This is a genomic window from Kitasatospora sp. UYEF31, from assembly GCF_057291755.1.
Genome location: NZ_JBXAWK010000037.1, coordinates 45,405 through 65,089 on the forward strand (window position 1 = coordinate 45,405; position 19,685 = coordinate 65,089).

Annotated in this window: 21 protein-coding genes; 7 read left to right on the plus strand and 14 right to left on the minus strand. The window is 70.9% G+C overall.

Annotated features, from left to right (window positions below):
• Positions 1-80: 80 nt before the first annotated feature.
• The 4 genes from AC0Z36_RS18945 to AC0Z36_RS18960 form a co-directional block, all read right to left on the minus strand.
• Positions 81-659, minus strand: a complete 579-nt coding sequence (locus AC0Z36_RS18945) for a TMEM165/GDT1 family protein (protein WP_485464122.1) — start codon at positions 657-659, stop codon at positions 81-83.
• Positions 660-996: 337 nt separating this feature from the next.
• Positions 997-2,109, minus strand: coding sequence for a hypothetical protein (locus tag AC0Z36_RS18950; RefSeq protein ID WP_485464123.1), 1,113 nt, complete (start codon positions 2,107-2,109; stop codon positions 997-999).
• 45 nt (positions 2,110-2,154) lie between these two features.
• Positions 2,155-2,328: a hypothetical protein gene (locus tag AC0Z36_RS18955; RefSeq protein WP_485464124.1), complete on the minus strand. Its 174-nt coding sequence runs from the start codon at positions 2,326-2,328 to the stop codon at positions 2,155-2,157.
• A gap of 104 nt (positions 2,329-2,432) precedes the next feature.
• On the minus strand, positions 2,433-3,086 hold the full coding sequence (locus AC0Z36_RS18960) for a TetR/AcrR family transcriptional regulator (RefSeq protein WP_485464125.1): 654 nt from the start codon (positions 3,084-3,086) through the stop codon (positions 2,433-2,435).
• A 213-nt stretch (positions 3,087-3,299) separates the two neighbouring features.
• Between AC0Z36_RS18960 and AC0Z36_RS18965 the strand changes: the two genes are divergently transcribed.
• From AC0Z36_RS18965 to AC0Z36_RS18990, 6 genes are all read left to right on the plus strand, one after another.
• Positions 3,300-4,820, plus strand: a complete 1,521-nt coding sequence (locus AC0Z36_RS18965; protein ID WP_485464126.1) for an APC family permease — start codon at positions 3,300-3,302, stop codon at positions 4,818-4,820.
• Entirely contained in the window at positions 4,817-6,433 is a 1,617-nt protein-coding gene (locus AC0Z36_RS18970; RefSeq protein ID WP_485464127.1) for an amidohydrolase, read from the plus strand. Before AC0Z36_RS18965 ends, AC0Z36_RS18970 begins: the two co-directional genes overlap by 4 nt.
• A gap of 193 nt (positions 6,434-6,626) precedes the next feature.
• Complete coding sequence (locus AC0Z36_RS18975; protein ID WP_485464128.1) at positions 6,627-7,250, plus strand: L,D-transpeptidase; 624 nt, start codon at positions 6,627-6,629, stop codon at positions 7,248-7,250.
• A gap of 151 nt (positions 7,251-7,401) precedes the next feature.
• Complete coding sequence (locus AC0Z36_RS18980; RefSeq protein ID WP_485464129.1) at positions 7,402-8,259, plus strand: HipA family kinase; 858 nt, start codon at positions 7,402-7,404, stop codon at positions 8,257-8,259.
• Positions 8,256-8,645, plus strand: a complete 390-nt coding sequence (locus tag AC0Z36_RS18985; RefSeq protein WP_485464130.1) for a DUF3037 domain-containing protein — start codon at positions 8,256-8,258, stop codon at positions 8,643-8,645. The genes AC0Z36_RS18980 and AC0Z36_RS18985 overlap by 4 nt, the downstream gene beginning before the upstream one ends.
• A 138-nt stretch (positions 8,646-8,783) precedes the next feature.
• Positions 8,784-8,966 carry a hypothetical protein gene (locus AC0Z36_RS18990; RefSeq protein WP_485464131.1) on the plus strand — a complete coding sequence of 61 codons (183 nt, stop codon included), beginning with the start codon at positions 8,784-8,786 and terminating at the stop codon, positions 8,964-8,966.
• 136 nt (positions 8,967-9,102) lie between these two features.
• On the opposite strand, the gene AC0Z36_RS18995 is transcribed toward AC0Z36_RS18990, so the two are convergent.
• From AC0Z36_RS18995 to AC0Z36_RS19010, 4 genes are all read right to left on the minus strand, one after another.
• The gene (locus tag AC0Z36_RS18995; RefSeq protein ID WP_485464132.1) at positions 9,103-9,324 is read right to left on the minus strand and encodes a hypothetical protein; all 222 of its coding nucleotides are present in this window, start codon (positions 9,322-9,324) and stop codon (positions 9,103-9,105) included.
• Between the two features lie 264 nt (positions 9,325-9,588).
• A complete protein-coding gene (locus tag AC0Z36_RS19000) occupies positions 9,589-10,830 on the minus strand; it encodes a cytochrome P450 (protein WP_485464133.1) in 1,242 nt (413 codons plus the stop codon).
• 30 nt (positions 10,831-10,860) lie between these two features.
• Positions 10,861-11,484, minus strand: a complete 624-nt coding sequence (locus AC0Z36_RS19005; RefSeq protein WP_485464134.1) for a TetR/AcrR family transcriptional regulator — start codon at positions 11,482-11,484, stop codon at positions 10,861-10,863.
• Positions 11,485-11,715: 231 nt separating this feature from the next.
• Positions 11,716-12,066 carry a hypothetical protein gene (locus tag AC0Z36_RS19010; RefSeq protein WP_485464135.1) on the minus strand — a complete coding sequence of 117 codons (351 nt, stop codon included), beginning with the start codon at positions 12,064-12,066 and terminating at the stop codon, positions 11,716-11,718.
• A gap of 14 nt (positions 12,067-12,080) precedes the next feature.
• Between AC0Z36_RS19010 and AC0Z36_RS19015 the strand changes: the two genes are divergently transcribed.
• Positions 12,081-12,257 (plus strand): hypothetical protein, encoded by a 177-nt coding sequence (locus AC0Z36_RS19015; protein ID WP_485464136.1) that lies wholly within the window; start codon positions 12,081-12,083, stop codon positions 12,255-12,257.
• Positions 12,258-12,272: 15 nt separating this feature from the next.
• On the opposite strand, the gene AC0Z36_RS19020 is transcribed toward AC0Z36_RS19015, so the two are convergent.
• The 6 genes from AC0Z36_RS19020 to AC0Z36_RS19045 all read right to left on the minus strand — a co-directional run bounded on the left by AC0Z36_RS19020 (position 12,273) and on the right by AC0Z36_RS19045 (position 19,514).
• Positions 12,273-13,010 (minus strand): polysaccharide deacetylase family protein, encoded by a 738-nt coding sequence (locus AC0Z36_RS19020; protein ID WP_485464137.1) that lies wholly within the window; start codon positions 13,008-13,010, stop codon positions 12,273-12,275.
• Between the two features lie 4 nt (positions 13,011-13,014).
• The gene (locus AC0Z36_RS19025; protein WP_485464138.1) at positions 13,015-13,812 is read right to left on the minus strand and encodes an exodeoxyribonuclease III; all 798 of its coding nucleotides are present in this window, start codon (positions 13,810-13,812) and stop codon (positions 13,015-13,017) included.
• A 59-nt stretch (positions 13,813-13,871) separates the two neighbouring features.
• Positions 13,872-15,557 (minus strand): ABC-F family ATP-binding cassette domain-containing protein, encoded by a 1,686-nt coding sequence (locus tag AC0Z36_RS19030; protein WP_485464139.1) that lies wholly within the window; start codon positions 15,555-15,557, stop codon positions 13,872-13,874.
• Between the two features lie 151 nt (positions 15,558-15,708).
• Positions 15,709-16,536: a hypothetical protein gene (locus AC0Z36_RS19035; RefSeq protein WP_485464140.1), complete on the minus strand. Its 828-nt coding sequence runs from the start codon at positions 16,534-16,536 to the stop codon at positions 15,709-15,711.
• A 192-nt stretch (positions 16,537-16,728) separates the two neighbouring features.
• Positions 16,729-18,084: an NAD(P)/FAD-dependent oxidoreductase gene (locus AC0Z36_RS19040; RefSeq protein WP_485464141.1), complete on the minus strand. Its 1,356-nt coding sequence runs from the start codon at positions 18,082-18,084 to the stop codon at positions 16,729-16,731.
• Between the two features lie 137 nt (positions 18,085-18,221).
• A complete protein-coding gene (locus AC0Z36_RS19045) occupies positions 18,222-19,514 on the minus strand; it encodes an MFS transporter (RefSeq protein WP_485464142.1) in 1,293 nt (430 codons plus the stop codon).
• Positions 19,515-19,685: the final 171 nt, after the last annotated feature.

A 19,685-nucleotide genomic window follows, 5' to 3' on the forward strand; every position in this document is an offset into this window, starting at 1 on the left:
CGGAGGAATCCGGTTTCAGCCGAAACCGGATGCCGGCGGAGCCCGGCGTCACCAGGGCCCGCCGTCAGAACAGCCCGGTGTCAGAACAACTCGACCACCGTGATGACCGAAAGCACCGCCATAACCACACCGGCGACCCGCCGCACCAGCTTCATCGGCACCACCCGCAGCAGCGCCGAACCGGCGGCCACGCCCAGTGCGGACACCACAAGCAGCGCCAGGCCCGCGCCGACGCCCACCGACAGTGGGTCGTACTTCGCGGCGAGGTTCGCCGTCGCCAACTGCGTGATGTCGCCCCACTCGGACACGAAGATCAGACCGAAGCCGATCGCGAACGTGGCGAGGAAGCCGGACGCGTCGGTCTTCTTCGGCGCGTCCGCGTCGACCTCCTCCTCGTCACCGCCGAACAGCAGCACGGCCGCGCCCACCGCGAACAGCAGCGCGACGACGATCTGCACGGGCGTCCTGGGCAGCAGTGCCAGCAGCCCGCCCGCGGCCACGGCGATGACCACGTGGATGAGGAACGCGGTGGCGATGCCCAGCCACACCCACAGCGGGCGCAGCCGGCTGCCGAGCATCAAGGACGCCAGCAGCGACTTGTCAGGGAGTTCAGCGAGGAACACGACCACAAACGTGGTGGCGATGACGGTCAGACTCATGGGACGGAGGGGCCTTTCAAAGACCGCACCTCACACGCCGCGCAGGGCGAGGACAACCAGCCTGTCAGGGGAGGACGTCTTCGACCGGTGTCGGCGTCGCGGCGCGGAAAACGCGTACGACGGACTGGTCGAAGGTCTCGTCCACCCGCGGTTTTGAGGCCGTGGGCCCGGCGACCGGGCGCACGAGTGCGCCAGTATGTCGACCGTCCGGTTGCTACAGGACTACTCCCCTTCAGCCGGTCAGTCTACCGGGAAGGCGGCCTCGCCCTGCGCGCGAGGTGACCCGTACGCGGTCGTCCTTCGGGTTTTCGGGCCCGCGACGGCGCAGCGTCGCAGGTCAGGTGTCCTTGCCCCGGGTCAGCCCGGCCGTCAGGCCGATCACCTGGTCGGTGAGCTGCTCCACCCGGGAGCGGGAGCGTTCCAGTTCGGTACGGGCCGTCTCGTGCTGCGCCCCGGCGGCTGCCAGTGCGGTGCGCAGACGTTCGGTCTCGGCTTCCGAGACGGACCGTGCCGTCTCGGCGGCGGACACCCGTACGGTCAGTTCCTCTACGGCGGCCCGGCACGCGGTGCGGTCCGTCTCGGAGACGGCCAGTGCCGCACTGAGACGGTCCGTCTCGGCTTCGGCGGCGGACCGTGCCGTCTCGGCGGCCTCGCGGGCGGTCTCCGCCTGCCCGGCCGTGTGTCCGGCCTCGGCGGCGCGGCGCTGTGCGCGGTCCCGGTCGGCTTCTGCGGTCTGCCGTTCCCTTACGGCTTCCCCGGTCTGCTGTTCGGCCTGCCCGCGGGCCGATTCCGCGGCTTCGGCGCGGGCCCGTGCCCTGGCGGAGGTCTCCGCGGCCTCTTCGGCGCGGCGTTCGGCCGCGTCGCGGGCCTCGCGGTCCGACTCGGCGCGGGTGACGGCCCGCTCCAACTGCGTGCGGGCGCCTTCGGCGGCCTCGGCGGCGCGGTCGGCTTCCAGGAGCGCGCCGTCGCGGGCGGTGGCCGCCTCCTGGGCGAGGGTCAGGGAGTCAAGGGCTTCGGTACGGGCGGCCCGCGCGTCAGCGTCCGCTTGCTTCGCGTCCTGCCGTGCCTGCGAAGCGTCGGCCTGCGCTGTCGCGGCGGTCTCCTGCGCGGCGACGCGTTCACTGTGCGCGGCGGCGATCTGCGCCGCGGCCTCCGCGCGGACGTCGGCGAGCTGCTTCTCGACCCCCGACGCGCTCAGCTCCGCGGCCATGGCGTCGGCGAGGCTGTCGGTCATCTGCTCAAGGCGGTCGACCATCTCCCACGTACGGGAGACCTGCCCGGGCAGTCCGGGCGCGTGTCGGGTGCGCTGCCGGGTGTTGCGGGCGGCCTTGATGCACGCGTCGTCGTTGTCCTGGCAGTACCGGAAGGGCCTGCCCGCACCGGGTTTCTGGGCCACGGGCCTGCCGCAGTGCGTACAGGGCCGGAACAGCTGGGTCGTCGTCTCGCTCACAGGAGCGAAGCCTAGTGCCGCAACGGTTCGGCCCGTGGACAGGACCTAGAGGTTGTGCCGCAGGTCCAGGTCCATCCGCTGTTCGACGGCGTCCAGGCCCCACATCCGGGCGGGCCGCTCGACCGTGAGCGTGAACCCGGCTTTGAGGTAGATGTGGTGTGCGGCGTCCAGGTCACCGGGCCGGTCGGCGGCGCGGACGACAGTGGCGGTGCTGTCCATGGAGGTCTCCCGGGTGGTTTTGTGGCGGGGGCGGGGCACTGCGTGCCGGTCGGTGTCGGGTGGCCGGTGAATTTAGTGCGCCGTGGTGTCCCGGGCCGGTGAATTTACTGCGCCGCGGGGCGCAGCCGTGCGCCGAGCCGGTGGGCGAGACCGTCCAGGAGCAGTTCCAGGCCCGTGTCGAAGCCGCGCGCGTCCAGCCCTGGCAGGCCGCCCGGCCCGGTGCCCGCTGCTTCGAGTGCGTCGGCCAGAGCCGGATAGTCGGGCCGGTAGGCGTCCGGGGTGCGGTCGAAGCCCGCGGTGTAGGTCTCCAGGACCGAGCCGACGATGAGGTAGTCGAACGCCGCGGAGAATTCGGCGGCCTCGGCGGGCGTACAGCCGATCCGCACCAGGGCGCCCAGGGTCGCGTCGTACCCGGACAGGGCCTCGCGGGTGGCCACCGGGCGGCGGGCGACCACCGGCAGCAGCCCGTGGTGCAGCAGGTAGGCGTGCCGGTACCGGTGGGCGTAGGCGGTGAACCCGCGCCGCCAGTCCTCGTCGTCGAGCAGGTGCCGGTCCAGGTCCCGGACGATCAGCTCGGTCGCCGCGTCCAGGAGGTCCTCCTTGGAGGCGACGTGGTTGTAGAGCGAGGGCCCGCGGACTCCGAGCCGGGCGGCGAGCGCGCGCATCGTCAGGGCGTCGAGGCCCTGTTCCGCGACCAGTGCGAGGGCTGCGGCTGCTATCCCCTCGCGGCTGAGCAGGGGTTTGGTCGGTCGTCCCATGTCGTGCGCCCTTCCCGGCCCGGCCGACCCGCGGGTCCGCCGGTCACTCAGCGTCGTCAGCGTACCTGTGAACCGGGTCTTCCCAGCCGGTGCCGTCAGGGTCTACATTCCCCAAAACTAACAACGTAAGTTTTTGATCGGACGACACGGCCGACGCCGTTCCCCGGCGGACCGGCCGACCTCCCGTACCGACCTCTCAGCAGATGAGGGCCCATGACCGACGACCAGCACCCCACCCTCCACAGACCCGGCGTCGACGCCGACACCGCACACCTGGAGAGCCTCGGCTACAAGCAGGAGCTCAAGCGCAGCCTCAGCGCCTTCGGCAACATCGCCATGGGATTCGCCGCCGTGTCACCGGTCGTCGGCCTGTACGCGGTCGTCCAACTCGGCATGACCGTCGCGGGCCCCGCGTGGGTCTGGGCCCTGCCGGCCGTCTTCCTGCTCCAGGCGCTCGTCGTGTGCGTGTACGCCGAACTCGCCGCCGACTACCCGATCTCGGGCGGCGCCTACCAGTGGACCCGCCGCCTGATCGGCCCGAAGTACGCCTGGCTGGTCGGCTGGATCACCCTGTGCTCACTGTTCTTCGCCCACACCACGATCGCCTACCTCGCCTCACCCTGGTTCTTCGCCCTGTTCGACCTGACCCCGACACCCGGCCGCGTGGTCGCCGTCGCCGCCCTGTTCCTCGCACTGTGCGCACTGGTCAACGCGTTCGGCATCGACCTCCTCAAACGCGTCGTCGACCTCGGCATCGCCGCTGAAACCCTCGCCTCGGTCGTGGTCGGCTTCGGCCTGCTGTTCCTCTTCCGCGAACACGGCTTCTCCCTGCTCACCGAGACCTTCGGTGCCGAAGCGCTGTCCGGCGGGTCCAAACCCATGGCCTTCACGGCGGCCCTGGCCGTCGCCGGCTGGGCGTTCGTCGGCTTCGACGCGTGCGTGGGCATGGCCGAGGAGACCAAAGGCGCGGCCCGCCAGGTCCCGCGCGCCCTGTGGTGGGCCTTCCTCAGCGTCGGCCTGATCGTCATCCTCAACGCCGTCGCGGTCGAACTGTCCCACCCCGACCCCGCGAAGGTCATGACCGGCGGGGACCTCGACCCGGTCACCACCGCCGTCGTCGCCTCGTTCGGCGACTGGTCCGCGAAGCCGTTCATCGTCGTCGTGATCATCGCGTTCATCGCCTGCGCACTGGCCTCCCAGGCCGGCGGCGCCCGCGCGGTCTACTCGATGGCCCGCGACGGAGTCCTGCCCGGATCCGCGGTGCTGCGCCGCGTCAACAGCCGCCAGGCACCCGTCGCAGCCCTGGTCCTCGACCTCGCCGTCAGCTGCGCCGCCCTGCTCCTGGGCCTGGAGGCGTCCGCGATCGGCAGCATCGTCACCTTCGGCAGCGCCGCGCTGTACCTCACGTTCCTGGCCATCGCCCTGGCCGCACTGATCGCCCGGCTGCGCGGGACCTGGGTCCCGGCCGGGATCAGACTCGGCGGATTCGGTACGGCGGTCAACTTCGGCGCGGTCCTGTGGCTGGCGTTCGAATTCGTCAACATCGCCTGGCCGCGCACGCTCCTGGCCCCGCCGGACGCCCCCGGCTACCAGGTCTGGGCCGCGGTGATCGGCGTCGCGCTCGTACTCGGCACCGGCATCGCCTACCTGGCCGTCGCCCGGCCGCACCGTGCCCTCACAGCCGCCACGCCCGCTGCCGCCGAACAGCCCGCACCCGCCGGGGTCACCTCATGAACCGCCCCGCAGACCTGGTCGTCGTCGACGCGCACATCCGCACACTCGACCCGGAGAACCCCTTCGCGACCGCGGTGGCCGTACGCGACGGGCTTGTCCTCGCCGTCGGCGACGACGCCGGCGTCCGCCCGCACACCGGCCCCGGAACCGAGGTCGTCAGCGCGACCGGCCACACCGTCACCCCCGGACTGACGGACTGTCACCAGCACCCGGTGCTCGGCACGGACATGGCCCGCGGCGCCGACCTGACCGGAGCGGTCACCCTCGGCGAAGTCCGCACCCGGCTCGCCGCCCGGGCCGAAGCAGCCGGCCCCGACGGCTGGGTGACCGGCTTCGGCGGCGAGTACGCCGCGTTCACCGGACCCGGACTGCACCGCGACACCATCGACGCGGCGGTCGGCGGACGCCCGGCGTTCCTCTGGATGTCCGACGCGCACTCCGCCCTGATGAGCACCGCGGCCCTGCGGCTCGCCGGGATCACCGGACCGCGCGAATTCGCCGACCGCTCCGAAATCGTCTGCGACGAACGCGGACCGACCGGCGAACTCCACGAGAACGCCGCCGTCCAGCTCGGCTACACCGCCGTACCACCGATGCCGCACCCCGAACTCCAGTCCCGCGTCCAGCAGTTGTTCGCCGAACAGAACCGGCACGGCATCACCGGGGTCCACGTCCTGGACGACGGCCCGCGCACCGCCGACACCCTGGCCGCACTCGACGCCGACGGCCGGCTCAGCGTCCGCACCCGGTTCGCGCCCTGGTGCCCGCCGGGCGACGTCGACAACCTCGCCCAGCGCATCAGCGACCTGCGCACCACGACCGCCGGAGCCCGGCTGCTGCGCCTGGCGGCGGTGAAGTTCTTCGCCGACGGCGCGATCGACGGCGGCGGCGCGTGGCTGCGCGAACCCGACTGCTGCGGCCAGTCCCACCGCTCCCAGTGGAAGGACGTGACGCGCTACGCGCAGGCCGTACAGATCGCCGCCGACGCGGGACTCCCCTCCTGGACCCACGCGATCGGCGACAAAGCCGTGGCGAACACACTCGACACGTACACCCGCACCCAGGCCCCCGCCGGAACACGGCACCGCGTCGAACACGCGGAAGTCCTCCAGAACGCCGAGATCACCCGCTTCGCCGCCCTGGACGTCGTCGCCTCCATGCAGCCGACCCACATGGACTGGTCACTGCCCGACCAGTCGGACAACTGGTCGACCCGGCTTGGTCCTGAACGCTGCGCCCTGGCCTGGCGGTACGGCGACATCCTGCGCGCCGGCGGCCGGGTCGCCCTGGGCTCGGACTGGCCGGTGGCCGCGTTCGACCCGCGCCGCACCCTCGCCGGTGCGCAGCTGCGCCGTCCGGCGGGCGAGAAGGACCGCGCCCCCTACATCGCCGACCAGGCGATGAGCGCCGGACAGGCACTGGCCGGGTACACCACGGAGGCCGCGTACGCGGCCGGCGAAGACCAGGTCGCAGGCCGTATCAAGGTGGGCTTCCACGCGGACCTGACCGTGTTCGGCGGCGATCCCGTCCGGTGTGCGCCGGACGACCTGGTCGACCTGCCGGTGACCGCGACGCTGGTCGCGGGCCGCTTCGTGCACCGCGCGGGGATCTAGGGGGGATCTAGCGGGGGCAGCTGAAGGGCGTCGGTTGACTAGCCGTCAGTTGATCAGTCGTCAACGTAGGTGGCCCGGCGTGTCGCAAAGTCGTACTCCATTCGGGTGATGTTGCGCAGGCGGGGTTGAGCGGGTCCGGCGAAGCTGGTCTCGTTTCCCCCAACCACGCTGTCCACGTAGGAGCCGTGAGCTGATGCGTCCTCTCCGCATTTCCCTGCTGTCCGTAGCCCTGGCCGGGGCACTGCTCACCGGCCCGGTGGCTGCGGCGTCCGCCGCCCGGTCCCCGGCGGGCCCGCCCACCGGGGTGTCCGGCAGCTACGGCGACGTCGCCGGAGTCGAAGGGTTCACCGGCTTCGACCGGGCGGCGGGCACGGCCGCCGTCCGCGGTCCGGAACGGGTGGACCCGCAGGCGGCGGCCGTCGCGGCCCGCGGCGGGAACAAGTGTCCGCTGGGGCACACCCGCATCGCCTGTGTGGACCTGAGCGCGCAGAAGATGTGGGTCCAGGACAAGAACGGCAAGCACCTGTTCGGGCCCGTGCCCGTACGCACGGGGCGCGACGGCTACGAGACCCGCACCGGCATGAAGAAGATCTACCAGAAGAAGCGCAACCACTACTCGACGCTCTACAACGTGGAGATGCCGTACACCCAGTTCTTCGACGGCGGGATCGCCTTCCACGGCATCAGCGGCAGTGTGTCCTCCCCTCCCGGCTCGCACGGCTGCGTGAACATGCGCAACGGCGACGCGAAGGCGCTGTTCGATCTGACGCAGGTCGGCGACAACGTGTTCGTGTGGGGGCGCAAGGCCGGCACCTGAGCAGTTCCGTACAAAGGACGCCCCCGCCGCAACGGCGGGGGCGTCCTGCGTTCAGCGCTCCACCGTCACCGCGACGCGCACGTGTCGGACGTCGCCCGGCCGGTGTTTTCCCCCGCGCAGCCCGCGGACCCCGCCCGGTAGGGTGATCATCATGCTTCCTGTCGTCAACGCGACCCGTTTTGTGGCCCCGCTGCGTGAGGGCGGCTCCCTCCCCGGTCTGGTCGAGGCCGACGACCTCGGCACCTACGTGACCAAGTGGCATCGCGCCGGTCAAGGGCCAAAAGCGCTGGTCGCCGAGGTGATCGTCGGTGAACTGGCCCGGAGGCTCGGCCTGCCGATGCCCGACCTGGTGCGGATGGAGTTCGACGCGGTCATCGGGCGCGGCGAGATCGACCAGGAGGTCCAGGAGCTCATCGTCAAGAGCGCCGGGCTGAACCTGGGCATGGACTTCCTGCCTGGCTCGGTCGACTTCAACCCGGTGACGGTCTCCCCCGACGGCACACTGGCCGCGCGGATCCTGTGGCTGGACGCGTTCACGTCCAACATCGACCGGTCCTGGCGCAACGCGAACCTGCTGGTGTGGCACGGGAACCTGTGGCTCATCGACCACGGTGCGGCCCTGTGGTTCCACCATTCGTGGAAGACCGCGGACAAGGCCGTCGACCGCCCGTTCGACGCCGCCGACCATGTGCTGCTCGCCAGCGGTGGCCCGCTTCTGGCGGAGGCCGACGCCTTTTTGGCGCCCTTGGTGACCGGGGAACTGCTGCGGGAGGTCACCGCGCTGGTCCCCGACGCGTGGCTGGAGCCGTCCGAGGCCGACGCCGCGCTGGGTCTGGACTCGCCGCAGGCGTTGCGGGACGCGTACGTCAAGCATCTGCTCGCCCGGGTCGGCGGGGCCCGGGCCTGGCTGCCGGACATCGCCAATACGGCTCCCCGCACGGCGAGTTCGTCCCACCAACCGCGCCCCGACTGGATGATCGAACTGCCGGAGAAGAAGTGGAAGCCGTGAGCTGTGAGCGGGAGTTCTACGAGTACGCGCCGATCCGGATCGTTCCGTGCATCGAGCGCGGCGAGTGCGTCAACGCCGGGGTCGTCCTCTACAGCCAGTGGTTCGGGTTCCTGGGTGTGCGCACGCATCTCGACGAGGTGCGCCTGCGGGCCCTGGCACCGGACGTCGACATCGATCAGGTACGGGCCGCTCTGGTCGCCTGGGAACTCATGTGCGCCGGGGGCGAGGACGCCGGACCGGCCGGGGCGGATCCGATCGGCCGCCGGTTCCGCTGGCTGACCGCACCGAAGTCCACCATCGTGCAGGCCGGCCCGGTCCACGGCGGCCTGACCGCCGACCCGGCGGCCGACCTTGAGCGCCTGTACGGACGGCTCGTCCTGCGCTGACGCTGCTCCGGGAGCACTCGGGGGTGTGACACCCGCTGCCCTGAAACAGCTCGATCGTCTTCCGGCCCGGGACCGGGCGGACTACCGTGCGCAGCAGCGCACCGTACATCCTGCCTTTGGTTTTTCCGGGAGGGGACCATGTCGCAAGGAACGCTCAGTGGTCAAAGCCGCGGACTGATCGTCTGCACGCTCATCGCACTGACCTTGATCGGGTTGTACACGGCCGTCTACGACGCGGTCTCGTGGATGTGGCTGGTGTGGAGCATCATGGCGATCATGACCGGCGCGGTGGTGGCCACGGACCCGGACCGGCACCGCTGACCCGGGGCGTGGTTCTACCCCTGCGGCTGGCGGTGTGACGGGCACAGGCCCTGACACGCGGAAGCGGCGGGTGCCGACGGCTGTGGCGCCCGCCGCTTGGTGGCCCTGCGGCTGTGTCCCTGTTGAGTCTGCCGGTTCAGTAGCCGGAGGTTATACCCGGCCGGCCGCCCGCGAAGGTCATGCCGTAGTGGACCCCCACGACGATGGCCAGGAAGGTGAACGCGATCCCGACGATGCTGATCCAGAAGAGCTTCGCGCTGGGGTCGGGGAAGGCGTTGGTGTGCTTCGGCGGGAAGTCCGGCGGCCAGGTCTCAAGGACGTGCTCGCTGCTGTTGTTGTGAACGATCTCATTTGCCATGGAGGCAAAGATATCCAAGGCGTTCCGGCGGCGGTCACCGCACCCGGTTACGCCGTCCGGGAAGCGGCACCCCGCTCACGGCGGGAAGCAGCACCCCGACCCTGCTGAGGAGCAGCGCCCGCTCACCGCGGGACAGCACCCGGAGCCATAGCGTTGACACAGTCGGCGGTTCCGGCGCGTGGGGTGAAACCCGCACGCCGGAAGCGCCGGTCTCCCCCGCCGGCCTGAGGGCGGAAGCAGGCAGCGGCCCCGAAGGGAACCCGCTCAGCCGGTGTACGACACCTGCATCTCCTTGATGCCGTTGATCCACGCGTGCCGCAGCCGCCGCGGCTCCGCGAGCTTGCTGATGTCCGGCATCGCGTCGGCGATGGCCTCGAACATCAGGTTGATCTCCATCTTCGCCAGGGTGAACCCCAGGCAGAAGTGCGGTCCGCCGCCGCCGAACCCCAGGTGCGGGTTGGGGTCGCGGGTGATGTCGAACTTGTTCGGCTCGTCGAACACCGTCGGGTCGTAGTTCGCGGACGAGTAGAAGATGCCCACCCGCTGGCCCTTCTTGATCTCCTGGCCGCCCAGGACTGTGTCCTCGGTGGCGGTGCGCTGGAAGGACATGACCGGCGACGAGTAGCGGACGATCTCGTCGGCGGTGGTCTCCGGGCGGGTCTGCTTGTACAGCTCCCACTGGTCGGGGTTGTTGAAGAACGCGTCCATGCCGTGCGTGATCGCGTTGCGGGTCGTCTCGTTGCCGGCCACGGCCAGCAGCAGGACGAAGAACCCGAACTCGTCCGACGACAGCGATCCTTCGGACTCGGCGGCGACCAGCTTGGAGACGATGTCGTCGGCGGGACAGGCTTTGCGCTGCTCGGCCATGCCCATCGAGTACATCAGCACCTCGGCGGCGGCCTTCGCGCCGGCGTCCTGCGACTCGGCGTACTCCGGGTCGTCGTAGCCGAGCATCGTGTTGGACCACTCGAAGATCTTCTGCCGGTCCTCCTGCGGGATGCCGATCAGCTCGGCGATGGCCTGCAACGGCAGCTCGCAGGCTATCTGCGTGACGAAGTCGCCCGACCCCTTCTCCAGGGCCTCCGCGACGATCCGCTTGGCGCGCTCGGTCAGGGCTTCCTTGAGGTTGCGCATCGCCCGGGGCGTGAAGCCGCGCTGCACGATCGACCGCAGCCGGGTGTGCTCCGGCGGGTCAATGTTGATCATGATGAGCTTCTGGCCGTCGAGCATGGAGCTGTCCATGCCCTCGCCGAAGCGGATGATCGCGGTGTTGAGGTTCGCCGAGTAGATCTCCGGCTTGGTGGAGACCTCCTTGACGTCGGCGTGCCGGGTGACCAGCCAGTAGCCGTCGTCGTCGAAGTTGGACACCTCCGGGGTCTGCGGGATCCAGCACACCGGCGCGGTGTCGCGCAGGACCGCGAACTCCTCCAGCGGCATACGGGTGGTGTACAGGTCGGGGTCGGTGGGGTCGAACGCGTTGCCGTTGTGCATGACCGGACAGGTCATCGGGACCTCCGAGAAGTGGGGGGGCTTGGGTCAGACGGAAGGTTCGACGGCGGCCGTACGGGTGCGTGACCCGGCCAGCAGCCTTCGTACGACGTCGAGCAGCACGGTGCGCAGTTGTTCGTCGGGCAGTTCGGGGAACGTGGCGACCGCCGAGTACATCCCGCCGAGGGCGACCGCGGTCGACACGCGGAAGGCCACCGTGCGGGAGGTGTCGTCGAGGATGCCGCGGATGCGCCGGGTCACCGACTCCAGGCGTGGACGCACCGCCGGGTGGGTGCCGACGGACACGTCCCGGTCCAGGACGACGGCCAGGGTGCGGTAGCGCAGCAGGAAGTCGACGTACCCCTCGAACAGGACGCGTTGGCGTACCGCTTGTCCGCGGCGGCGCTCGGCGGTCTCCAGGACGCGGTCCAGGTCGTCGAGCGCGGGCCGCAGGAGTTCGTCGAGGAGCTCGTCCTTGGTGCGGAAGTGGTAGTAGAGGGCCGCCTTGGTCACCCCGACCCGGTCGGCGATGGCCTGTAGCGAGGTCCCGGCGAACCCGTGCTCGGCGAACAGTTCGACGGCGGCCTGCTGGATGTGGGCGTAAGTGTCCTGCGTGCCGTCCGCGTGCAGCGGTGCGGCCGCCTGAGGTGTCGTCAGGTGTGGTGTCGTCACAGCTTCCTCCCTTCTGCGCTGTGGGGGAACAGTAAGAGGAAGTTGTACAGACGACAAGACTGATGGGCCGTCAAATTGCCTGATTCTCAAAAGAATCCGCAGCTCGCCGCTTGCCGGTCGGCTAGCTGAAGCCGGCCAGGAGGTTCCCGGGTGACCAGGTGGAAACGCGGAAACACCGGGCGGCAGGAGTCCTGTCGCACGGCGTTTGCGGTAGCGGTGTTCAGTTGCGGCTCAGCCGCGACCCGGGCACCAGCGACACCAGCGCCGCCGCGGCCACCGCCAGCATGCTGACCCCGGCTGCCCGGTGCCCATCGCCCAGGCGCTCGCGGTGAGCCCGGCGATACTGACCGGCATACCGATCACCGGCAGGTGCGGGTGCCACGCGGCGGGGAGCCGCTGCCACCGAAGTGACACGAACGCGAACGCCGCCGACAGCGGGATGAAGGACAGGCCGGCCTCCAGCGCGCTGTGGTGCAGGCCGCTCTGCATGTACAGCGCGGAGGCGAACAGCACCCCGCCGAACGTGGCCATCAGCAGCAGCAGGGTCACGGCGCCCGCGGCCACCCCCGGCAGGCGGAGCATCTCCAGGGGGAACAGTGGAGCCTCCGCCCGGCACCACTGTCGACCGGAAGGCCAACTCCGCCCGCCGGACCGAACTGGGCGCGTTCCTGCGCAACCGCCGGGAGCGCCGCACGCCGGACCAGGTCGGCCTGCCGCCGGGTGAGCGCAACGTGCTGTGGTGCGAGATCTGCTGGGAGGCCGCCCGAGCCTAGATTTTCAGTGGCCTTCTAGACCGGGTTGCACACCGGTGTGAACACATAGCCCCGCCCGGCCAGTTCGGGCAGGAGACTGCCCAGCGCCCTTACCGTCTGCGAGCGTTCCGCGCCCGCCCCGGCGCTGTTGCCGTCGTGGAACAGTACGGTCTTCCCGGGCGCCGCGCCCTTCAGGACCCGCGCGACGATGGTGTCCACGCCGGGACTGCTCCAGTCCTCCGGGTCCACGTCCCACCCGACGACCGTCAGCCCGCGCTCCCGCAGGAGACCCCGTACCCGGTCGTCCAGCGCACTGGCCGGAGCCCGGAAGCAGGGCGTCTTCGACGCCCCCAAAAAGTCCTGCGTACGGTCGACCTCCGAAGCGAACCCGGCGGCACCGGTCCCGGTGAGCGCCTTGTGCGTCCAGGTGTGGTTGGCCAGGGTGTGCCCCTCCCCGGTAATCCGGGCGATCAGCTCGGGGTGCCGCTGCGCCCGCTCCCCCACGACGAAGAACGTCGCATGCGCGCCGTACTTCTTCAGCACGTCGAGCACCTGCGGCGTCCACACCGGGTCGGGCCCGTCGTCGAAGGTCAGGTGGAGGACCTTCCCGGGGGCCGGGCTCACGGCCGGTTCCGCGGATGTCGTCTGGGCGGGCTGCGAAGACGGCTGTACGGACGACGCCGCGCGCGGCGCGTCGCCGGAACCCCCGCCGCCACAGGCGGTCAGCAGCAGCGCGGCCACGGCCGTGCCCAGGAGCACCCGCGGGGAGAGCACCGCGTCAGATTTCGTACGCGACGGTCACCGGCGAGTGGTCCGACCACCGCTCGGCGTACGTGTCGGCCTTCTCCACCACGGCGGTCCGGGCCCCGGCGGCGAGTTTCGCCGTCGCGACGTGGTAGTCGATGCGCCACCCGGCGTCGGTGTCGAACGCTTTGCCCCGGTAGGACCACCAGCTGTACGGGCCGGGGCCTTCGGGGTGGATGCGGCGGACGACGTCCACGTAGCCCGACTCGCCGAACACCCGGGTCAGCCAGGCGCGTTCCTCAGGCAGGAAGCCGGACTTCTTGACGTTGCCCTTCCAGTTCTTGATATCCCACTCGGTGTGCGCGATGTTCCAGTCGCCGCACACCACGACCTCGCGGCCCGCGGCGGCGGCACGTTCGCGCAGCGCCACCAGGTGCTCGATCAGCTCGGCCATGAAGCGTTCCTTCTCGGCCTGCTTGTCGGTCTCGGCCTCGCCGGTGGGCAGGTAGAGGCTGACGACGGTCACACCCGGCAGGTCCGCTTCGATCCAGCGGCCCGAGGTGTCGAACTCGGCTGAACCGAAACCGATCCGTACGCCCTCGGGCTTGGTCCGGCTGTAGACGGCGACACCCGCGCGCCCCTTGACCGCGGACGGCGCGTAGACCGCGTGCCACCCCTCGGGGTCGCGGACGGCGTCCGTCAGCTGCTCGGGCAGCGCCCGGACCTCCTGGAGGCATACGACGTCGGCGTCGGTGGCGGCGAGCCACTCGGTGAAGCCTTTGCCGGAGGCGGCCCGCAGGCCGTTGACGTTGACGGTCGACACGGTGAACATCCGCGCAGACTATCGAAGCGGGGCGAAAAGGGCCCAATCCGTACGCACATCCGGGCACGTCAGCCGCGCTTGCGGACCACGCGCCCTTCGTCCCACACCGGCTCGGCGCTCTCGTACACGTTCCCGTCCTGCCCGAACACCACGAACCGGTCGAACGCCTTGGCGAACCAGCGGTCGTGGGTGACGGCCACGACCGTGCCGTCGAAGCGCTCCAGCGCGTCCTGCAGCGCCTCGGCCGACGTCAGGTCGAGGTTGTCGGTCGGCTCGTCGAGCAGCAGCAGGTTCGCGCCGGACAGCTCAAGCAGCAGGATCTGGAAACGGGCCTGCTGGCCGCCGGACAGGATGTCGAACTTCTGCTCGGCGACGTACGCCAGTTCGTAGCGGTCCAGGACCTTCGCGGCCTGCTCGCGCTCCATGCCGCTGCGGTGCTCGTCGCCCCGGTTGAGGATCTCCACCAGCGTCTTGCCCGTGAACTCAGGGTGCTGGTGCGTCTGGGCGAACCAGCCCGGCCGCACGCGGGCGCCCAGCCTGCCCTTGCCGGTGTGCGCGACCGGCGCGATCACCACGCCGCTGACGGGTTCGTGACCGGGCTCCGGATCGGTGCCGCCGGCCGCGAGAAGCCGCAGGAAGTGCGATTTCCCCGACCCGTTGGAGCCGAGGACCGCAACGCGGTCCCCGTACCAGACCTCAAGGTCGAAGGGCTTCATCAGGCCGGTCAGTTCAAGCTGCTCGGCGATGACGGTGCGCTTGCCCGTCCGGCTGCCGCGCAGCCGCATCTTCACGTCCTGCTCACGCGGGATGTTCTGCGGCGGCCCGGCCTCCTCGAACTTGCGCAGCCGGGTGCGCGCGGCCTGCAACCGCGAGGCCAGGCCGTCGTTGTACGCGGCCTTGTTCTTGTACATCAGCACCAGGGCCTTGAGCTTGGCGAGCTCTTCCTCCCAGCGGCGGGCCAGTTCCTCGAAGCGTTCGAAGCGGGCCGTACGGGCCTGGTGGTAGGTCGCGAACGACCCGCCGTGCACCCACGAACTGTTGCCCGCCGCGCCCAGCTCCAACGTGACCACCCGGTCGGCGGCCTCACTGAGCAGTTCCCGGTCGTGCGACACCAGCAGGACGGCCTTGGGCGTGCCGCGCAGCTGGTCCTCCAGCCAGCGCTTGCCGGGGACGTCGAGGTAGTTGTCCGGCTCGTCGAGCAGCAGCACGTCGTCCGGGCCGCGCAGGAGCGCCTCCAGGGCCAGGCGCTTCTGCTCGCCGCCGGACAGTGTGTTGACCTCGCGCCACCTGGCCGCGTCGTACGTCATGCCGAGCGCGGCCTGGCAGCACTCGTCCCACACCGGTTCGATGTCGTAGCCGCCCGCGTCGCCGAAGTCGCCCAGCGCGGTGGCGTAGCGCATCTGCGTTTTCTCGTCGTCGGCTTCCATCATGGCCAGTTCGGCCCTGTCCATCGCCCGCGCGGCTTCCCGCAGGGCCGGCGGCGCGACGGACAGGAGCAGGTCCCGTACGGTCGAGTCGTCCCGGATCCGGCCGATGAACTGCGGCATCACGCCCATGCCGCCGGTGCGGGCCACTGCGCCGGTCTCCGGCTTGAGCTCGCCCGCCACGATGCGCAGCAGGGTTGTCTTGCCGGCGCCGTTCGCGCCGATCAGCGCGGTGGTCTTGCCGTCGCCCACCCGGAAGGTGATCCCGTCGAGCAGCACCCGCCCGTCGGGGAGGGTCAGGCCCACCGCGCTGATGTCGATGTGTCCCACGGTGGTTGGTGCTCCTCGGTCGCGGGGTAGTCGGGTCGTCCCCTTCCTACCCTTTGTGCGGTATTACGGGCTACTGGTTTTGCTCCGGCACAGTGCCTGGGTTTATTCGATCGGGCTCATTCGATCCGGCTCATCAGCGGTACAGCGGTCTTCAGAGGCTCTGCATCGCCTGCCCGAAGCGGCCCGAGCCGCTGACGCGGGCGTCGTTGGGCCCGGTGCGTTCGACGGTCAGCTCTTCGAGGACGCCTTCGTGCCACCAGTACATGCGGGTGCTCAGCGGCTGCTGGCCGCGGGTCAGCTCCACGCCGGTGTCCAGGATGAACGGCACCATGTGCAGCGCGCGGGCGCTGTGGACGGGCAGGGTGAACAGCATGTTGTCCACCGGCATGGCCACCAGCGCGCCGGCCGGGAGCGGTTCGCCCAGGGCCTCGCCGAGGCGGAACAGCTGGGACGAGCCGGGCCAGCCCTGACCGGTGAGCATGGTCATCGGGGTGCCGACGGTGGTGTCGAACTTCTGGCTGCCGAACTGCTCGCCGCGCAGGTTGAGGGCGGCCTGCAGCCACAGGTCCTCCGGGGGCATGCCCCAGGCCTGGGCCATCGCCGGTTCCACCGTGACGGCCGCGCCGTCGGGGAGCTTCACGCAGGCCACCGCGACGACTTCGGCTCCGGAGCCGAGCGGCCACAGCATCGCGGCCGGGCCCAGGTGGGGTCCGGGGCGGGTGACCATCAGGCGCAGGTCCTGGCGGACCCGGTCCACCGGGGCGGTCATCAAACCCTGGCGCAGGTCGCCGCCGAAGGCCTGGGCGCCGGCGGGCCCTGTCCCGGGACCCGGCATGCCCTGCTGCCCCTGCTGCCCCTGTGGTCCCTGTGGTCCCGGCTGTCCGGGGAACGGTCCGCCGGGCTGCTGGCCCGGCATGCCCTGTTGACCGGGCTGGCCGGGCTGTTGACCGGGCTGTGACCTACGGCGGAACAGCGCCACGGGAGCTCCTTCGCGAGCGGCGTACGGCTGGGTGCACGGTAGCCGTCGGGTGCACCCGGCCGTTGTCGACAGGGGGTCGGCCGCGCACCGCGGGGGTGCCGCCGACCGCCCCATTCTTCCGCCCTCAGTCAACACCTCCGCACAAGGGGCCAGGTAGAGGGGTTGGCGACAGGTCGGCGGGCCCGCCGACCGCTACGGCGTCGGACTGCCGTCACGTGTCTGTTCGGCGAGCTGCCCGGGCGTCAGGTAGCTCTCCGCGGTCTCGAAGTTCTTCAGGCTCCCGGTGACGGAGTTGATGAACCCGAGGCGGACGAAGTCGTCGCCCGCGGCGGCGTGGATGCCCCAGTTGGACAGCACCCGGGTGCGGGCGCGCACCGACGGCATGGCCATCAGGTGGTAGCCGCGGGTGATCACCTGGGCGGGTACGCCGCGCAGGTCCCGGCCGAGCGGCCGGGCGACCGCCTGGCTGCCGCCGAGGTCGACGACCAGGCCCAGGTCCTTGTGCCGGAACTCGGTCATCGGCTTGTTGCGCAGCGACGCCACGACGTTGTGCGCGGCGGTCTTGGCCTGCCGCTGGGCGTACTGCGCGGTGGGTGGGCACACCGACCCGTCGCCCTTGGCGAGGTCGGGTACGGCGGCGCAGTCGCCGAGGGAGAACACGTCGCGGTGGGTGGGCATGGTCAGGTCCGCGCCGACGACGAGCCGGCCCCGTACGGTCTCCGCGCCCAGCGTGCCGATCAGCGGGCTGGCGGTCACTCCGGCGGTCCACACCAGAGTGCGGCAGGGGACGGTCTCCCCCGTGGACAGGGTGACGCTGTCGCGGGTGATCGCGCCGACCGAGGTCTGGAGGCGGATGTCGATGCCGCGCTTGGCCAGCATCTCGGTGGCGGCGGTGCCGAGGTTCTCGCCGAGTTCGGGCATCAGGCGCGGGGCGATGTCCACGATGCGCCACTTGACCTGCGCGGGGTCAAGACGCGGGAACCGCTTCAGGGCGCTGGTGCAGACCATCTCCAGGCACGCGGCGGTCTCCACGCCGGCGTAGCCGCCGCCGACCACGGTGAAGCCGCAGCGCGCGGCGCGTTCCTCCGGGTCGAGGCTGGAGTTGGCCAGTTCGAGCTGGGCGATCACGTGGTCGCGCAGGGAGACTGCTTCGGCGAGGTTTTTCATGCCGCGGCCGAACTCCTCCAGGCCCGGGATGTCGAACTTCCGGGTGACCGCGCCGGGTGCGAGCACCAGGCGGTCGTACTTCTCGTTGACCACCTCGCCGGTGATCTTCCGGACGACGCACACCTTCGCCCGGGTGTCGATGCCGATGACCCCGCCGGGGATGATGTGGACGCGTTTGAACATCCGGTGCAGCGGCACCGCGATGGACCGCGAGGACAGGACGCCCGCGGCGACCTGGGGCAGCAGTGGTTGGTACAGGTGGTAGCTCTGCGGTGTGACGAGGACGAGTTCGGCCTCACGGGGGCCGAGTTTGCGTTCCAACTGCCGCAGGGTGTGGAAACCTGCGAACCCGGCACCAACAACGATCACCCGGTACGCCATCGAAGCCCCTTCCGTGGACGGCGGAGGATTCGCGGTGCCGTCCGGTTTGATCACCTATGGGTATTTTGATCAAACCTAGGCGGAGATCACCGGGCGCACACTTCGGGACACGCCCGCGGCGCGGCCCGCCGGCGGACTCAGGAGGGTGTTCTGGTGCGCATGCGCCCGAAGGCGTAGCCCGCGGCCAGGCACAGGACCGGGGCGGTGAGCAGCCCCGCCATCGTGTTGAGCCCGCCGAAGCCCGCCCGGTCGAGGACGGTCCCCGACATGGCCCCGCCCAGCGCCCCGCCGAGGTTCATCAGCAGGTCGGAGGCACCCTGTACGCCGGGGCGCGCGGTGTCCGACACTGATTCGGCCAACAGGGTGGACCCGGCCACCAGGGAGCAGGACCAGCCCAGGCCCAGCAGGACGAGCCCGGTCGTCACCTGCGGCGTGCTGTCCCCGGCGGTCCCCGCCGTGACCGTCGCGGCAAGGAGCAGCCCCTGTCCGGTCAGCAGCACCGGCACCCGGCCGAGCCGGTCGGCGGCCCAGCCGACCACCGGCGACAGCGCGAACATTCCCGCGATGTGCAGGCTTATCGTCAGGCCGACCAGGGACAGGTCCGCGCCGCCGTGCTTCATGTGCACCGGTGTCATGGCCATGACCGACACCATGATGGTGTGGCCGAGCACCACGGCGGCCAGGGCGAAGACGGCCGTACGGGACGCAGCCACCGCTTTCAGCGCCGGCCGCACCGCGCCCTGCCGCTTGGCGTCCGGCACCACACCCAGCGCCGCCCGCGCGGTCAGCAGCGGATCGGGGCGCAACTGCGTCCAGATGACCAGCGCGCCCGCAGTGAAGGCGAACACGGAGAAGACGAAGGGCCCGGACAGTTCGGGGATGCCCAGCGCCCGGCCTACCGCCGCCCCCGGGCTGTTCAGGTTGGGCCCGAGTACCGCGCCCAGGGTGGTGGACCACACCACGACCGACAGGGCCCTGGCCCGGTTGTGGTCCTCGGCCAGGTCCGCGCCCGCGTACCGGGACTGGAGGTTGGCGGCGCTGCTGCACCCGAACAGCACCATCGAGACGAGCAGCAACGGGAACCAGCCGAGGACCGCCGCGAGGATCACACCCAACGAGCCGACGGTGGCCAGCGCCCAGCCGGCGGTCAGCGCGACCCGGCGCCCCCGGCCGATCGCGACCCGTGCCAGCGGCACGGCCCCCAGTGCCGCGCCCAGGGTTATCGCGGTGGTGGCCAGCCCCGACCAGGACTCCGAACCGGAGATGTCCTCGGCGAGCAGCGCGCCCACCGCGAGCGCGGAGCCGACCCCTATACCCCCGATGACCTGAGCGAGGACCAGGACGCGCACCGTCCGGCGCTGCAGCGCGGCCCGGTCGGCGGCGGATATGACGCCCGGTTCGGCGGACGTGGAGGCGGCGGAGTCAGACATGCGCGAACTGTACCGACGCCGCTTCCGCGGACGACGGGCCCGGGGTGACACCGTCAGTACAGGACCGGCCGGGGGGGGGGGCCCCCCCCCGGGGGCCCCCCCCCCCCCCCCCCCCACCCACCCCCCCCCCCGCAGAAGGCGGGAGGCGGAGCCACAACCGAGCCCGCGGGC

What these genes read in the sequence shown, in the direction of transcription:
- AC0Z36_RS18945 (WP_485464122.1), bottom strand. Translation starts at nt 659, where the DNA reads ATGAGTCTGACCGTCATCGCCACCACGTTTGTGGTCGTGTTCCTCGCT.
- AC0Z36_RS18955 (WP_485464124.1), bottom strand. Translation starts at nt 2,328, where the DNA reads ATGGACAGCACCGCCACTGTCGTCCGCGCCGCCGACCGGCCCGGTGAC.
- AC0Z36_RS18960 (WP_485464125.1), bottom strand. Translation starts at nt 3,086, where the DNA reads ATGGGACGACCGACCAAACCCCTGCTCAGCCGCGAGGGGATAGCAGCC.
- AC0Z36_RS18965 (WP_485464126.1), top strand. Translation starts at nt 3,300, where the DNA reads ATGACCGACGACCAGCACCCCACCCTCCACAGACCCGGCGTCGACGCC.
- AC0Z36_RS18970 (WP_485464127.1), top strand. Translation starts at nt 4,817, where the DNA reads ATGAACCGCCCCGCAGACCTGGTCGTCGTCGACGCGCACATCCGCACA.
- AC0Z36_RS18975 (WP_485464128.1), top strand. Translation starts at nt 6,627, where the DNA reads ATGCGTCCTCTCCGCATTTCCCTGCTGTCCGTAGCCCTGGCCGGGGCA.
- AC0Z36_RS18980 (WP_485464129.1), top strand. Translation starts at nt 7,402, where the DNA reads ATGCTTCCTGTCGTCAACGCGACCCGTTTTGTGGCCCCGCTGCGTGAG.
- AC0Z36_RS18990 (WP_485464131.1), top strand. Translation starts at nt 8,784, where the DNA reads ATGTCGCAAGGAACGCTCAGTGGTCAAAGCCGCGGACTGATCGTCTGC.
- AC0Z36_RS18995 (WP_485464132.1), bottom strand. Translation starts at nt 9,324, where the DNA reads ATGGCAAATGAGATCGTTCACAACAACAGCAGCGAGCACGTCCTTGAG.
- AC0Z36_RS19000 (WP_485464133.1), bottom strand. Translation starts at nt 10,830, where the DNA reads ATGACCTGTCCGGTCATGCACAACGGCAACGCGTTCGACCCCACCGAC.
- AC0Z36_RS19010 (WP_485464135.1), bottom strand. Translation starts at nt 12,066, where the DNA reads ATGCTCCGCCTGCCGGGGGTGGCCGCGGGCGCCGTGACCCTGCTGCTG.
- AC0Z36_RS19025 (WP_485464138.1), bottom strand. Translation starts at nt 13,812, where the DNA reads ATGTTCACCGTGTCGACCGTCAACGTCAACGGCCTGCGGGCCGCCTCC.
- AC0Z36_RS19040 (WP_485464141.1), bottom strand. Translation starts at nt 18,084, where the DNA reads ATGGCGTACCGGGTGATCGTTGTTGGTGCCGGGTTCGCAGGTTTCCAC.
- AC0Z36_RS19045 (WP_485464142.1), bottom strand. Translation starts at nt 19,514, where the DNA reads ATGTCTGACTCCGCCGCCTCCACGTCCGCCGAACCGGGCGTCATATCC.